This window comes from Sphingobium sp. (assembly GCF_036170395.1).
In the GTDB taxonomy this organism is placed as follows: Bacteria; Pseudomonadota; Alphaproteobacteria; order Sphingomonadales; family Sphingomonadaceae; genus Sphingobium.
Genome location: NZ_JAVHPD010000011.1, coordinates 73,538 through 87,976, shown reverse-complemented (window position 1 = coordinate 87,976; position 14,439 = coordinate 73,538). Strand labels below are relative to the sequence as shown.

The window sequence follows — 14,439 nt, the reverse complement described above, 5'->3', positions numbered from 1 at the left end:
GCGATAAGGCTTCAACTGACCTTCGCCGTTCGTTCTCCGGCGCAAGCCGGAGGCCAGAGTCCCACCCACAGCGCCTCGAACCCTGGGCCCCGGCCTGCGCCGGGGAACAGCTTTCTCATTCGCGGAAGGCGGTTTCCTTCAGGCGGGTGAGCGGCGTCAGGATGTAGGCGAGGACGGTGCGCTTGTCGCCGAGGAGGTTCGCTTCCGCGCCCATGCCGGGGCCGATCAGCAGGCGGCGGCCATTTTTGTCGGTGATGCCGTCGGCGGTGGTGCGGACGCGGACGAGATAGTGGCTCTCGCCGGTGCGCTCGTTGACAACGGCGTCGGGCGAGATCGCGATCACGCGGCCCTCCATCGATCCATAGACGGCGCTGTCATAGGCGGTGATGTTGACCTTCGCCTTCTGGTCGAGCTTGACCGAGGCGATGTCCTTGGCGGCGACCATGACCTCTACCAGCAGATTGTCGCGGCCCGGCACCATTTCGAGCAGCGGATCGCCGGGGCGGACAGTGCCGCCGACAGTGGTCGCGAATACGCGGTTGATCCGGCCGTCGACCGGCGCGCGGACGATGGTGCGGTCGAGCTTATACTCGTAAGCCGGCAGGGTCGCTTGGCGCACGCCGGCTTCGGCGCGCGCGGCGGTAAGTTCGTCGGCGGCGCGGGTCAGCCAGTCGCGCCGCTGCTGCGCGGCGGACGCCTGCGCTTCGGCCAGCGCCGACTGGGCGCGGCCGAGCGCGGCGGCAGCAGCGGCGGCTTCGCTGGAGGAGACGCTATAGGCGTTTTCGGCCTGGAGCAGCGAGCGGCGCGGCTCTATTCCTTCGCGCACCAGCGGACGGATGAGGGTGAGGTCGGCCTGTGCGGTGTCCCGGGCGGAGATGCGCGCGGCTTCGGCGGCGCGCGCCTCGGCGATGGCGCGCTGGCTTTGCGCGATGCGCGCTGCGCCGACTGAATTGATGCTTGCGATTTCGGACATGCGCGAGGCGTAGAGCGCGCGCTCGACCGCGATCTGGCCGGCCATGGCGGGGTTGCGGGGGGCGGGGAAGCGCGGCGCGTGACCGGCGATCTCGGCCTCCAGCCGCGCGATCTTGAGCGCGAGCGCGTCGGTGCTCGCCTGGTTGGAGGAGAGTTCGGCGGTGGGCTGGGTGGGGTTCAAGCGGACGAGCGGCGCGCCGGCTTTCACCTCCTGCCCCGTGCGGACAAGGATCGATTCGACGATGCCGCCTTCGAGGTTGGAGATGATCTGGAGCTGCGAACTTGGGATCACCTTGCCCGTCGCGCGGACGGTACGGTCGATTTCGGTCAGCCCGGCCCAGAGGAGAAAGATGATGACGAAGGCGAGGATCGCCCAGAGGAAGATGTTGGCCGGGACAGCGGGCTTGATCTCCGCCGTGGGCTGATGAAGGTCCATGGTGTCGCTCATGCGGCCTTGCCTCGCGTCAGGCGCTGGAGAATGGCGTCGCGCGGCCCGTCGGCGGCCACCTTGCCCGCTTCCAGCAGGATGATCCGGTCCACCAGCCGCAGCAGCGAGGTGCGGTGGGTGATGAGGAGGAAGGTGCGGCCCTGAATCTCGTCCTGCAACCGGGCGATCAGCTCGTTTTCGGTCTGCGCATCCATGGCGCTGCTGGGTTCGTCGAAGATCAGGATCGGCGGCCGCCCAGCGAGCGCGCGGGCGATCGAGATGGACTGGCGCTGGCCGCCCGACAGGCCATCGCCGCGGTCGGCGAGGCGCAGGTCATAGCCATTGGCGATCTGCCCCATGAAACGGTGCGTCCCGCTGATCTCGGCGACGCGGATCATCTCGTCCTGGTCGACATGGCCGCGCTCCAGGCTGATATTCTCGCGCACGGAGCCTTGCAGCAACACATTGTCCTGCATCGCCGCGCCGATATGGCGGCGCAGTTCGATGGGGTCATATTGGCGCACGTCCGTGCCGTCGATCAGGACGACGCCTTCCTGCGGCTCATAGAGGCCGAGGATCATGCGGGCGAGGGTGGACTTGCCCGATCCCACGCGGCCAAGGAAGCCGACCCGTTCGCCCGGCGCGATTCCCATGTTGACGCCGTCCAGCGCTTTTTCGGGCGCGCCGGGGTAACGGAAGGCGACGTTGCGCAGTTCGATCCGGCCCTGAAGATTGGCGGGGATGATGCCTTCGCCCTGCGGGCCTTCGCTCGGCGTTTCCATCAGCGCGTTGATCTGGCGGTAGGCGACGCGGGTGGCCGACAGGCGCGACAGCAGCGTCGCGATCTGCGCCAGCGGGGCGATGGCGCGGCCGCACAGGACCGAGCAGGCGAGCAGCGCACCGGTGGTGATCGTGTTGCTGCGGAGCAGGCCGACGCCGACGATGATGATGCCGCAGTAGGCGATAGTGCTGGCGCTGCTGGCGACAGTGACGGCAATCGAGGAGATAAGCCGCTGCCCCAGCGAACTGTGCGAATGTTTGTTGAGCGCCAGGCGCCAGCGGCGCCCCAACATCGGGCCGGCGCCGATCGCCTTCACCGTTTCCAGGCTGCCGATGGTTTCGACCAGCACCGATTGCTTGACGAGGCCATCGCCCAGGCTCTTGGCCGAAAGCCGGTCGAGCGCGGGGTTGGTGACAAGGCCCGCGCCGATGACCAGCGGGATCATCGCCAGCGGCAGCAGCACCAGAACGCCGCCCAGCAGCCAGATCACGGTCAGGGTGATGAGGATGAAGGGCACGTCGATGATCGCGGTGAGCGTCGCCGAGGCGAAGAAGTCGCGCAGCGTCTCCAACTCGCGCATCAGCCCGGTGAGTGTGCCGGTGGAGCCTTTGCGCATGTCGAGCCGCAGCGCCATCAGCTTGGCGAATAGCGTGTCGCCGACCTCATAGTCGATATTCGCGCCGGCGATATCGACGAAATAGACGCGCAGGAGCCGCAGCACGAAATCGAACACCACGACGATGGCGAGGCCGATGCTGAGGCCCAGCAGCGATTCCGAGGCGTCGTTGGGGATCACCCGGTCATAGACCGTCATGGTGAAGAGCGAGGAGACAAGGGCGAAGATGTTGATGAGCGCCGCCGCCGCCGCCACCTTGATATAGGTGCTGCGGTTGCGGAGCATCGGCTCGATCAGCCAGGGGGCAAAACGCGCCTTCGCGGTGGCGAGCAAGGGCTGATCGGTCACGGCTGTGCCATCCTCTCGGCAGGATCGACCCTGATCCCCAGATCGTCGAGCAGCAGGCCGCTCTTCGCCAGCAGGACGAAACGCGACACGTCCCGTTCGGCCAGCGTCTGGATGAAGGTCGTTATGGAATAGAAATAGCTGTCCTCGGCATAGAGGAGGTCGGTGATCGTGCCCTGCGAGGCTTCAAAGCGGGTGGCAATAACATCGCGGGCGGTGCGGTTGGCGATATAGCCAGATTCGGCGGCGGTAAGCTGCGCCTCCAGCCCCTTGGCATCGGCGAGCGACATTTGCGCGTCGCGCAGCGCCTCCAGCCGGACGCGCGCGGCATAGGCGTCGGCGGCGTCGGCGCGGGCGGTCGCCTGGTCGGCGCGCGCGTTGATCCCAGCGCCCAGTTGTGCGCGCACGATGACGCGGCCGCGAATGTCATAGTCGCCCGGATTTTCGAACACGCCATAGCGGCCGGCGTCCAGTCCGGCGGAGATGGTCGGCAGCCGTTCGGAGCGGGTGGCGCGCGCGTCCTGCCGCGCGGCGCGGGCTTCGGCCTCGGCGCGCAGCACCACCGGCGCGCGGGCGATGAGCGCATCGAGCGCCTCTGGCGTGTCGGCGGCGGTGCGGGGCAGCGGCGCGCGGGCGAGATCGGGCGGCGCGTCATGGCCGGTGAGCGCCCGATACTGCGCTTCGGAACTGGCGAGGTCGCGGCGGAAACTGGCGAGCCGGGTCTGGACATTGGCGATCGAGCTGTCGATCCGGGGCAACTCGCCGCGCGCGGAAAAGCCCTGGCCGATACGCTTTTCGACTGCCTGGCGCAGACGCGCCTGCCGACCGACATATTCCTCGGCCGCCTGCGTCATCAGTCGCTGGGCGAGGATCGAATACCAGGCGGTGACGGTGCGGATCGCGACATCCTGGCCATAGCCGAGCGTCGCATTTTCAGCGGCGGTCACGCGGGCGTTGCCGGCGTTGATGCGGCTCGACGTCGCGCCGAAATCGAGCAGCCGCTGGCGGATCGAGGCGGTCGCGTCGGTGCGGCCTTCCGGGCGCGACCGTTCGATGATGTTGCCCGGATCGTTGGAGAAGTTGCGCGCGAAGCTGCGGTTGGCGTCGACGGTGAGATCGACGGTCGGGAACAGGGCCGAGCGCGCTTGCACCCGCGCCGCCTCCGCCTCGCGCACGCCGGCGCGGGCTTCCTCCAGCAGCGGATTGTAGCGCACCGCCGATTCCACTTCGGCGCGAAAGCGGCTTTCGGTGGTCGTGGTGCGGGCGAGCGCCAGCAGCGGATCATCCTGCGCCGGGGCGGAGAAGGGGCGCGGATTGGGCGGGACGATCAGATGATCCTGCGCGCGCGCCGGCATGAGCCCAACCGCGCCCGTGCACAGCATCGCCAGCGCAGCGGCTCTGCGCCCCCCGGCACGTCCCGTGTTCATCGTCAAGCGCACAGCACCCCAACCGCGCCAAAGCCCCATGTCGCATGGATGATTCCGCTGGTAAGGCGCCAGTCATCGCTCCGACTCCGCGGCTAATGCACGAACATGATGGGCAGCGCAACTTGGCCAGCGACGAAAGGAGCGCGTCTGTCAGCAATTGTTACCAAATGGAAGCGCAGCCGGTTCGGCCGCGTTGTTGGCGATCATGGTTATTACTTCATTTTTATTACGGTCGCCGCTGCAATCTGGCAGCCCCTTGAAAAGCGGTTCGCGATCGGCATGATCCCGCCCATTGGGCCGTCCGGCCCCTGTCCCATCATGGCCGCCGACCACGCGGCTCTGGAGAGTTACCGTCATGACCACTCGCCCTTTGCGCATCCTGGCCCTTGCCGGCCTGCTCGCCACGTCCGCTCTGGCTCCTGCGGCGGCGCAAGCGCCGACGTTCGACATCGCGCGCATCGCCAACGACATCAAGATATTGGCGAGCGACGAATTTGAAGGACGCGGGCCAGCGACTCCGGCCGAAAAGAAGACGATCGACTATATTGCCGCGCAGATGAAGGCGGCGGGGCTGGAGCCGGCGGGCGGCAAAGGCGGCTGGTTCCAGGACGTGCCGCTCCGCAAGTCGGAGATCGTGGGCGCGCCGACGCTCTCGATGACGATCGGCGGCGCGGCGCAACCGCTGACCCAGGGCAGTGAAGTCGCGTTGCGCGCCGCCGAGACCGGACAGGCGTCGGTGAAATTCGCCGACCTGCCGCTGGTCTTCGTCGGCTATGGGGTCAAGGCGCCGGAGCGTGGCTGGGACGATTTCAAGGGCGTGGACCTCAAAGGCAAGATCATGGTCGTGCTGGTCAACGACCCCGATTTCGCGGGTGGCGAGGGCGATTTCGGCGGCAAGCTGATGACCTATTATGGCCGCTGGACCTATAAATATGAGGAGGCCGCGCGGCAGGGCGCGGCCGGCGTGCTGGTGGTGCATGAGACCGAGCCGGCCTCCTATGGCTGGGCGACGGTCAAGAACAGCAACACCAACACGATGTTCGACATCGTGCGCGCCGACCCGACCAAGGCGCATACGCCGATGGAGGGGTGGATCCAGAAGGACCTGGCGGCCAAGCTGCTGAGCGCGTCGGGCGTGGATTTCGACGCGGCGAAGGCGGCGGCGCGGAAGAAGGATTTCCGACCGATCCCGCTCAAGGCCACGATGAGCGCCGACTATGCGGTCAAGTCAGAGATCATCACCTCCTATAATGTCGCAGGGCTGGTGCGGGGCAGCACCTATCCCGACGAGACGGTCATCTATTCGGCGCATTGGGATCATCTCGGCGTCGGACTGCCCGATGCGAGCGGCGACAAGATCTACAATGGCGCGCTTGACAATGCGTCGGGCACGGCGGCGCTGCTGGAACTGGCGCGCGCCTATGCCAAAGGGCCAAAGCCTGAGCGCAGCGTGCTGTTCCTGGCGGTGACGGCGGAAGAGAAGGGGCTGCTTGGCTCCGAATATTATGCCGACAATCCGCTGCGGCCGCTGGCGACGACGGCGGGCGTCATCAACATGGACGGGCCGTTCGGGGTCGAGAAGACGACCAATTTCAGCATATCGGGCGCGGCGAAGCTTGACCTGCTGACGATCCTGACCGAGGAAGCGCAGAAGGTCGGTCGGCATTACACCCCGGACGCGCGGCCGGAGGCTGGCCTCTTCTACCGCTCCGACCATTTCCCGATGGCCAAGCGTGGCGTGCCCGCCATTTCCTTCAATCCGGGGCGCGAACTGGTGAACGGGGGCGAGGCGCGGGGCAAGGAACTGGCTGACGCCTATACCCGCGACCGCTATCACCAGCCGGCCGACGAATATGACGAGAGCTGGAACACGAGCAGCTGGGCAGGCGACATGGGGCTGCTCTACGCGACCGGGCGGCGGGTGGCAGACAGCCATGTCTGGCCCAACTGGTCTGCCGACAGCGAATTTCGCGCGGCCCGCGACGCGAGCGCGGCGCAACGGAAATAGGAGGCGGGGCGAAGGGCGGTGGCGGTCAGTGGCCCTGATGCGCCCCGCCCTTCGCGGCCGGCGCGCTGGCGGCTTCGGGCTTGCGGATCACCGCGTCGACCAGCAGCCGGTCGCCATTGCCCATCAGGAAGGTCAATTGCATCTTGCCCCGGCTGATCGCCGTGTCGTTGACGCCGAAGATCATGAGATGCTTGCCGCCGGGCGCGAAGGCGACTTCGCCCTTGGGCGGAACATCGACGCTCTCGATCGGCTGCATCGCCATGACGCCGTCCTTCATCACGCTTTCATGCATTTCGACCTTGAGCGCATAGTCGGTGATGACGCCCCTGATCTGCGTTCCCGCGTCGCCGCCATGCGCGACGAAATAGCCGGCGGACGGCGTATCCTTGTTGGGCGACAGCCGCACCCACGCCTGATCGACATAGCTGGGCGCGGGATCGCCGCAGGCCGCAAGGCCCAGCGGTGCCGCCAGGGCGATAAGGGCAAGGGCCGCGCGCATCCGTCACTCCATGACTGTCTCGTTTCCGGTCGTTGCACGACGCTAATGGCCCGCGCTTCTTGTGCCAAGCGAAACCACGCCTATATCGCCCTTGCTAACCGGCCTTGCCTTGGCGCTTTCGTGGGGTATGGGGCCTTCAACCGCTGAACATGATTTGGGGTTAAAAGAGGAAGAAATGGCAAAAGTTATCGGGATCGACCTTGGCACCACCAACAGCTGCGTCGCCGTGATGGACGGCGGCAAGCCCAAGGTCATCGAAAATGCGGAAGGGGCGCGGACCACCCCCTCGATCGTCGCCTTCGCCAAGGATGGCGAGCGTCTGATCGGTCAGCCGGCCAAGCGCCAGGCGGTCACCAACCCGGATAATACGATTTTCGCGGTCAAGCGCCTGATCGGCCGCCGCTTCGACGACCCCATGACCAAGAAGGACATGGAGCTGGTCCCCTATTCGATCGCGAAAGGGCCGAACGGCGACGCCTGGGTCAAGGCCGGCGGGCAGGACTATAGCCCGTCGCAGATCAGCGCCTTCATCCTCCAGAAGATGAAGGAAACCGCCGAGAGCTATCTGGGCGAAACGGTCACGCAGGCGGTCATCACCGTCCCTGCTTACTTCAACGACGCCCAGCGTCAGGCGACCAAAGACGCTGGCCAGATCGCGGGCCTTGAAGTGCTGCGCATCATCAACGAGCCGACCGCGGCCGCGCTCGCCTACGGGCTTGAGAAGCAGGACGGCAAGACGATCGCCGTCTACGACCTTGGCGGAGGCACCTTCGACATTTCGATCCTGGAGATCGGCGACGGCGTGTTCGAGGTGAAGTCGACCAACGGCGACACCTTCCTGGGCGGCGAGGATTTCGACGCCAAGCTGGTGGAATATCTGGCGGCCGACTTCCAGAAGGCCGAGGGCATCGACCTCACCAAGGACAAGCTGGCGCTCCAGCGGCTGAAGGAAGCCGCCGAAAAGGCGAAGATCGAGCTGTCCTCGGCGCAGACGACCGAGGTGAACCTGCCCTTCATCACCGCCGACCAGAATGGTCCCAAGCACCTCGTCAAGACGGTGACTCGCGCCGATCTGGAGCGCTTGGTCGCCGACCTCATCAAGCGCACGATGGAGCCCTGCAAGAAGGCGCTGGCTGACGCGGGCGTTACTGCGAGCGAGATCAGCGAAGTGGTGCTCGTGGGCGGCATGACCCGTATGCCCAAGGTGCGCGAAGCGGTGAAGGACTTCTTCGGCAAGGAGCCGCACACCGGCGTCAATCCCGACGAGGTCGTCGCCATGGGCGCGGCGATCCAGGCGGGTGTGCTTCAGGGCGACGTCAAGGACGTGCTGCTGCTCGACGTGACTCCGCTCTCGCTGGGCATCGAGACGCTGGGCGGCGTGTTCACCCGCATGATCGACCGCAACACCACGATCCCCGCCAAGAAGTCGCAGGTTTATTCGACCGCCGACGACAATCAGCAGGCGGTGACGATCCGCGTGTTCCAGGGCGAGCGCGAGATGGCGGCGGACAACAAGCTGCTCGGCCAGTTCGACCTGGTCGGCATCCCGCCCGCGCCGCGCGGCGTGCCGCAGATCGAGGTGACGTTCGACATCGACGCCAACGGCCTCGTCAACGTGTCCGCCAAGGACAAGGGCACCGGCAAGGAGCAGCAGATTCGTATCCAGGCTTCGGGTGGTCTTTCCGACGCCGACATCGAGCAGATGGTCAAGGACGCCGAGCGCTTCGCCGAAGAGGACAAGAAGCGGCGCGAGGCGGCGGAAGCCAAGAACAATGCCGAAAGCCTGGTCCATACAACCGAGGCGCAGCTGGCCGAGCATGGCGATAAGGTCGATGCGTCCCTAAAGGGCGAGATCGAGACCGCGATCGCCGCGACCAAGAGCGCGATCGAGAGCGGCGACGCCGAAGCGATGAAGACCAAGGCGCAGGAACTCGCCACGGTCGCCATGAAGCTCGGCCAGGCCATCTACGAGAAGGAACAGGCCGCCGCTGCCTCACCCGAGGCGGAAGCGCCCAAGGCCGATGACGGCGTGGTCGATGCCGAATTCTCGGAAGTGGACGAAAACAACAAGGCGTAAGCTATGTCCAACCTTCGTCATTCCAGCGAAGGCTGGAATCTCTCTTTCTTTGGTTTCGTGCCTCAAGAAAAGAGAGACCCCAGCCTTCGCTGGGGTGACGATATGGGCGGGCGGGGGTCCGAATGACGACCGAAGTCGATTACTACTCGCTGCTCGAAGTCGAGCGCACGGCGGACGGCGCGGCGATCAAGAGCGCCTATCGCAAGCTCGCGATGAAGTATCACCCGGATCGCACCGGGGGATGCGCCGACAGCGAGGCCAAGTTCAAGGCCGTGTCGGAGGCCTATGAGTGCCTGAAAGACCCCCAGAAGCGCGCGGCCTATGACCGCTATGGTCACGCCGCCTATACCAATGCCCAGAACGGCGGAGGCGGCGGCGGGTTCCGTGGGCAGCAGGGCGGCTTTTCCGACCTGGGCGACATTTTCGAGACGATTTTCGGCCAGTCGGGCTTTGGCGGCGGCGGACGGCAGCAGCAGCGCCGGGGCGCTGATCTGCGTTATGACATGGAAATCAGCCTCGACGACGCCTATCATGGCAAGAAGACCGAGATTCAGATTGAGGTGTCGGCGGCTTGTGATACCTGTGACGGATCGGGCGCGCAGCCGGGCACCGGGGTCAAGACCTGCGGCACCTGCCACGGCCATGGCCAAGTGCGCGCGCAGCAGGGCTTCTTCGTGGTCGAGCGCACCTGCCCGTCCTGCCATGGCGCGGGGCAGGTGATCGAGAGCCCGTGCCGCGCCTGCCGGGGCGAAGGTCGGGTGGACAAGCCCAAGACGCTGTCGGTCTCCATCCCCGCCGGCGTGGACGAAGGCACGCGCATCCGCCTGTCGGGCGAGGGCGAAGCGGGCGCGCGTGGCGCGCCGCCGGGCGATCTATACATTTTCCTCCACGTGAAGCGCCATTCGATCTTCGAGCGCGACGGCACGACCCTGTTCTGCCGCGCGCCGGTCAGCTTCACGACGGCGGCGCTGGGCGGCAGCATCGACGTGCCGGGGCTGGACGGCAGCCGACACGAGATCAAGATTCCCGCTGGCATCCAGTCGGGCAAGCAGATCCGCCAGCGCGGCGCGGGGATGCCTGTGCTGAACGGCCGCGGTCAGGGCGACCTCGTTATCCAGGTCGACGTCGAAACCCCCACGCGGCTGACGGCCAAGCAGAAGGAATTGCTGGAGGCGTTCCGCGAGACCGAGACGGGCGACGAATGCCCGGCCTCGACCGGCTTCTTCGGCAAGCTCAAGGAATTATGGGGGGATTGAGCCTCTACTTAGGATAAAACCGTTCGGGCTGAGCGAAGTCGAAGCCCTCTCACTGAGCGAAGCGAAGTGGCTTCGCTCCGCTCAGCCCCGCCCTTCGACTTCGCTCAGGGCGAACGGATGTTTATGGGGCCACCCGCTCCCGCCGCGCCCACCAATAAAAGGGCAGCCCCGCCGCCATCAGCAGCAGGCTCGACCCGCTCGCGACCACGCCCGCGCCCCATAAGGTCCAGAGCGCATAGGCGAGACCCAGCAGCGCGGCGGGCATGACCAGCCGGAAGCGCAGGCTGGCCAGCGCGCAGCCGACATAGAGCCAGAGCGTCGCCGATGTCGCCAGCAGCGCCATCGCGGTGAACAGCGCCACCAGCCCCTGTAGGCTGTTCGCCACCAGCAGCAGGCTCGCCAGCAGCGTGGACAGGATGAGGCCGCGCACCGGCGTTCCCTTCGCATCAGTCGCGGCCAGCCAGCGCGGCAGCTCGCCCGCGCGCGCCATCGCCAGCGGCACTTCGCCCTGAAGGAGCGTCCAGCCGTTGAGCGCGCCGAGGCAACTCACCATCACGAACAGCGCGATGAAGCGCGCCGGCCCCGGCGACCAATAATGGCTGACGAACGCGCCGAAGGGGGAGCCGGTCTGCGTCTCCGCCGCCGGCAGCGTCAGCGCGATACCGGAACAGACCAGCAGGTAGATGAGCCCCGTCGCCGCCGTGCCGATCAGCGTCGCGCGCGGGATAGTGCGCGCGGGATCGCGCACCTTGTCGGCGGCGACGCTGGCGGACTCGAAGCCCAGTAGCGCCCAGAGGGTGAGCGCCGCCGACGCGGTAATGCCCGCGCCGGTCAGCCCCCGCGCGGGGAAGGGCGCGACCTCCGCCCGGCCGCTGCCCAGGATCAGGATCAGCAGGACGAGGACCACCAGGATCGGGATCAGCTTGACGATCGTAGTGCCGATCTGCGTCACCCCTGCCGCCCGCGCGCCGGCGAGGTTGATCGCGGTCATCGCCCAGAGGAAGCCGATCGAGCAGACCGCACCCGCGCCCGGCCGCGCGAGCGCGGGCGCCACGCTGCTGAGGTTCGCGGTCGCGGCGACGGCGATGGTGACATTGGTGATGATGATCGAGAGCCAGTAGATCCACCCGATCGCGAACCCGGCGAGCGGCCCATAGGCGCGCGCGATCATCTGCGACGCATTGGCGTCCGGCATCGCCACGGTGAGCCGCGCTATGACGAAAGCGAGCAGCAGCGATCCGCCGATCGTGAACACCCACCCCGCCACCGCGTCCCAGCCGAAAGGAGCAAGGCTCGCGGGCAGCAGAAACACCCCCGACCCGATCATGTTGCCCATGACGAGTGCGATGCAGGCGGCGAGGCCCAGGGTGCGGGAGGCGGGGAAAGGGGGCTGCATCGCCCGAGCTTATGGGGAGTGACGGAGTTTGACGAGTGTGGATCGGGTGAGTTGGGTTAGAGAGGCCAGTTTGATGTCCCGTAATCCCAGCGGATGCTGGGATCTCCCTTTTCTCTCAACCGCGCCGCAGAAGAAGAGAGATGCCAGCCTTCGCTGGCAGGACGGAGATGGGTGGATTTGAGACTGTCGTCTTTTGGTTGCACTGGGGCCGTTAGCTGCTGTTCCGCTTGCACTTGGTCGAGACGCGATTAGGCTTGTGCAATGACGCTGGATTATCTGCATCTATCGCCCGACGACCCCCTGCCCAGCGTAGAGGTTCGGCCTTACCGAGCAGTTTTGATTTCCGAACAGGCTGTAAGCGAAGTGCGGCGGAATGAAGTGGCCTCTTGGCTCTTGGAGAGCGGATGCCTCTACTTTATTGCTTGGGGTATCGACTGCGAGGCTTGGCACGACACAGTAGATTGGAGGCACTTAGAAGCCTTTGATTTCGGGGACATCCCGGATGACAGGTTTGTGATGACGACATGGCATGACAAAGAACCGCTGTCAGAGGCTCTATGGTTCGCTGGGAATTGTGCGTCGCACCCTGACATCGAACTTTCGGGCACAGTGATCGTGCATGTCGCGCGCGAAGAACGACGGGTCGCCACATTGGAGCTTTATAGCAAAAGCCAAGGGACGGAGGCCGAGGCCTGATCCTGCGTCCGATTCGGGGAACCGCAGAAAGAGACGACAACGGCAAAAAATGGTCGATGATAGACCCCCCCCTCCCGTAAACGGGAGGGGAAACATGCCCCCTCACGCCGCGAGGAACATCTCCGGGTCCAGCGCCATCAGCGCGTCCGCGCCGCCCTCGATCTTCCGCCGCAGCGATCCTGCATCCGGCATGATGCGTTCGGCGAAGAAGCGCGCGGTCACCAGCTTGGCTTCCAGGAACCCGGCATCGCCTTCGCCCGCGGCGATCAGCGCGGAGGCGGCCTTCGCCATCCGCAGCCACATCAGGCCGGTCGCGACGATGCCGAGGATGTGCATGTAGTGATGTGCGCCCGCGCCGGCATTGTCGGGATTCTTCATCGCGTTCTGCATCAGCCACATGGTCGCGGCGCCAAGCTGTCCGCTGGCCTTTTCCAGCGCCTCGGCGATCGGGGCGAGTTGTTCGTCCGCCTTCGTCGCCGCGACTTCCTCCGCCACCAGCTTCAGGAACGCCTGCAACGCGCGACCGCCATGCATCGGCAGCTTGCGGCCGACCAGGTCCATCGCCTGGATGCCGTTGGTGCCTTCGTAGATCTGGGCGATGCGCGCGTCGCGGACATATTGTTCGACGCCATTTTCCCAGATGTAGCCATGGCCGCCGAACACCTGCTGCGCGGCGACCGCGACGTCGAAGCCCTTGTCGGTGCCATAGCCCTTCACCACCGGGGTCAAGAGCTGGAGCATGTCGTCGGCCGCCTGCCGCTCTTCCTCGCTCGCGGCGTTGTGCGACAGGTCGACCTGGAGCGCGGTCCATAGGATCAGCGCGCGCAGCCCCTCGGTGATCGCCTTCCCCTCCATCAGCATCCGGCGGACGTCGGGATGGACAAAGAGGGTGTCGGCCTTCTCCTGCGGCTCCTTGGGGCCGGTGAGCGCGCGGCCCTGACGGCGGTCCCGCGCATAATGGACGGCGTTCTGGAAGGCGGCGTCCGCCTGGCCCAGACCCTGCACCCCGACGCCGAGGCGCGCCGCGTTCATCATGATGAACATGGCGGCGAGGCCCTTATTCTCCTCGCCCACCATCCATCCGGTCGCGCCGTCATAATTCATGACGCAGGTGGCGTTGCCGTGGATGCCCATCTTGTGCTCGATCGAGCCGCAGGACACAGCGTTGCGTGTCCCCAGCGACCCATCCGCGCCGACGAAGATCTTGGGCACGACGAACAGCGATATGCCCTTGCTGCCTTCGGGCGCGTCGGGCGTCTTGGCGAGGACCAAGTGGATGATGTTTTCGGCAAGGTCATGCTCGCCCGCCGAAATGAAGATCTTGGTGCCGGTGATCGCGTAGCTGCCGTCGCTCTGCGGCACGGCCCTGGTCTTGATGAGGCCGAGGTCGGTGCCGCAATGGGGTTCGGTCAGGTTCATCGTTCCGGTCCATTCGCCCGTCACCATCTTGGGGATGTAGCGCTGCTGCAATTCGTCGCTGCCTTTGGCGATCAGCGCCGAGATCGCGCCCGATGTCAGGCCGAAATACATTTCGAACGCCTGGTTGGCGGCGGACATATATTCGCCGAGCGCGGTGGCGATCACCATCGGCAGGCCCTGTCCGCCAAATTCTTCGGGCGCGTGGAGCGTGGTCCAGCCGCCCGCGACATATTGGTCATAGGCTTCTTTGAACCCCTTGGGCGTGGTCACGCTGCCGTCGGGGTTCCGGGTGCAGCCTTCCTTGTCGCCCGAGGCGTTCAGGGGAAACAGTATCTCCGCCGCGACCTTGCCGCCTTCGGTCAGGATCGCTTCGACGAGGTCCGGCGTGGCGGCGGCAAAGCCTGGCAGATTGGCATAGCGGTCGAGCCCGACGACATGCTCCAGCACGAAGCGGGTGTCGCGGACGGGGGCGGCGTAGCTCGGCATGATCTTCTCCTGGAACGATTCTTATGAAGGGGGC

General features: G+C 66.0%; 11 protein-coding genes. 4 read left to right on the top strand and 7 right to left on the bottom strand.

Annotated features, from left to right (window positions below; genetic code table 11):
- Nucleotides 1-115 precede the first annotated feature (115 nt).
- From V2B31_RS04725 to V2B31_RS04710, 4 genes are all read right to left on the bottom strand, one after another.
- Nucleotides 116-1,420, bottom strand: a complete 1,305-nt coding sequence (locus V2B31_RS04725) for an HlyD family type I secretion periplasmic adaptor subunit (RefSeq protein WP_328275864.1) — start codon at nt 1,418-1,420, stop codon at nt 116-118.
- Nucleotides 1,417-3,144, bottom strand: a complete 1,728-nt coding sequence (locus V2B31_RS04720; protein ID WP_422247728.1) for an ATP-binding cassette domain-containing protein — start codon at nt 3,142-3,144, stop codon at nt 1,417-1,419. Before V2B31_RS04720 ends, V2B31_RS04725 begins: the two co-directional genes overlap by 4 nt.
- Complete coding sequence (locus V2B31_RS04715) at nt 3,141-4,568, bottom strand: TolC family protein (protein WP_328275862.1); 1,428 nt, start codon at nt 4,566-4,568, stop codon at nt 3,141-3,143. The genes V2B31_RS04720 and V2B31_RS04715 overlap by 4 nt, the downstream gene beginning before the upstream one ends.
- A gap of 150 nt (nt 4,569-4,718) precedes the next feature.
- On the bottom strand, nt 4,719-4,925 hold the full coding sequence (locus V2B31_RS04710; protein WP_328275860.1) for a hypothetical protein: 207 nt from the start codon (nt 4,923-4,925) through the stop codon (nt 4,719-4,721).
- Between V2B31_RS04710 and V2B31_RS04705 the strand changes: the two genes are divergently transcribed.
- Nucleotides 4,924-6,576: a M28 family metallopeptidase gene (locus V2B31_RS04705; protein ID WP_328275858.1), complete on the top strand. Its 1,653-nt coding sequence runs from the start codon at nt 4,924-4,926 to the stop codon at nt 6,574-6,576. The two genes, V2B31_RS04710 and V2B31_RS04705, sit on opposite strands and share 2 nt — an antisense overlap.
- 25 nt (nt 6,577-6,601) lie before the next feature.
- On the opposite strand, the gene V2B31_RS04700 is transcribed toward V2B31_RS04705, so the two are convergent.
- Complete coding sequence (locus V2B31_RS04700) at nt 6,602-7,075, bottom strand: copper chaperone PCu(A)C (protein WP_328275856.1); 474 nt, start codon at nt 7,073-7,075, stop codon at nt 6,602-6,604.
- 175 nt (nt 7,076-7,250) lie between these two features.
- Here V2B31_RS04700 and dnaK point away from each other — a divergent pair, with 175 nt between their 5' ends.
- Both dnaK and dnaJ read left to right on the top strand, forming a co-directional pair.
- Complete coding sequence (dnaK, locus tag V2B31_RS04695) at nt 7,251-9,152, top strand: molecular chaperone DnaK (protein WP_328275854.1); 1,902 nt, start codon at nt 7,251-7,253, stop codon at nt 9,150-9,152.
- A 122-nt stretch (nt 9,153-9,274) separates the two neighbouring features.
- Nucleotides 9,275-10,408, top strand: a complete 1,134-nt coding sequence (gene dnaJ / locus V2B31_RS04690) for a molecular chaperone DnaJ (protein ID WP_328275853.1) — start codon at nt 9,275-9,277, stop codon at nt 10,406-10,408.
- A gap of 121 nt (nt 10,409-10,529) precedes the next feature.
- Here the strand turns inward: dnaJ and V2B31_RS04685 are convergent, their stop codons facing one another.
- Nucleotides 10,530-11,804, bottom strand: a complete 1,275-nt coding sequence (locus V2B31_RS04685; RefSeq protein ID WP_328275851.1) for an amino acid permease — start codon at nt 11,802-11,804, stop codon at nt 10,530-10,532.
- Nucleotides 11,805-12,065: 261 nt separating this feature from the next.
- Between V2B31_RS04685 and V2B31_RS04680 the strand changes: the two genes are divergently transcribed.
- Nucleotides 12,066-12,500, top strand: coding sequence for a DUF7684 family protein (locus V2B31_RS04680; RefSeq protein WP_328275849.1), 435 nt, complete (start codon nt 12,066-12,068; stop codon nt 12,498-12,500).
- A 102-nt stretch (nt 12,501-12,602) separates the two neighbouring features.
- Here the strand turns inward: V2B31_RS04680 and V2B31_RS04675 are convergent, their stop codons facing one another.
- Nucleotides 12,603-14,405 carry an acyl-CoA dehydrogenase C-terminal domain-containing protein gene (locus V2B31_RS04675; protein ID WP_328275847.1) on the bottom strand — a complete coding sequence of 601 codons (1,803 nt, stop codon included), beginning with the start codon at nt 14,403-14,405 and terminating at the stop codon, nt 12,603-12,605.
- Nucleotides 14,406-14,439 lie beyond the last annotated feature (34 nt).

Excerpts from the sequence above, each read along its gene's own strand:
- V2B31_RS04725 (WP_328275864.1), bottom strand. The coding sequence starts at position 1,420 with ATGAGCGACACCATGGACCTTCATCAGCCCACGGCGGAGATCAAGCCC.
- V2B31_RS04715 (WP_328275862.1), bottom strand. The coding sequence starts at position 4,568 with ATGAACACGGGACGTGCCGGGGGGCGCAGAGCCGCTGCGCTGGCGATG.
- V2B31_RS04705 (WP_328275858.1), top strand. The coding sequence starts at position 4,924 with ATGACCACTCGCCCTTTGCGCATCCTGGCCCTTGCCGGCCTGCTCGCC.
- V2B31_RS04710 (WP_328275860.1), bottom strand. The coding sequence starts at position 4,925 with ATGACGGTAACTCTCCAGAGCCGCGTGGTCGGCGGCCATGATGGGACA.
- V2B31_RS04700 (WP_328275856.1), bottom strand. The coding sequence starts at position 7,075 with ATGCGCGCGGCCCTTGCCCTTATCGCCCTGGCGGCACCGCTGGGCCTT.
- dnaK (WP_328275854.1), top strand. The coding sequence starts at position 7,251 with ATGGCAAAAGTTATCGGGATCGACCTTGGCACCACCAACAGCTGCGTC.
- dnaJ (WP_328275853.1), top strand. The coding sequence starts at position 9,275 with ATGACGACCGAAGTCGATTACTACTCGCTGCTCGAAGTCGAGCGCACG.
- V2B31_RS04685 (WP_328275851.1), bottom strand. The coding sequence starts at position 11,804 with ATGCAGCCCCCTTTCCCCGCCTCCCGCACCCTGGGCCTCGCCGCCTGC.
- V2B31_RS04680 (WP_328275849.1), top strand. The coding sequence starts at position 12,066 with ATGACGCTGGATTATCTGCATCTATCGCCCGACGACCCCCTGCCCAGC.
- V2B31_RS04675 (WP_328275847.1), bottom strand. The coding sequence starts at position 14,405 with ATGCCGAGCTACGCCGCCCCCGTCCGCGACACCCGCTTCGTGCTGGAG.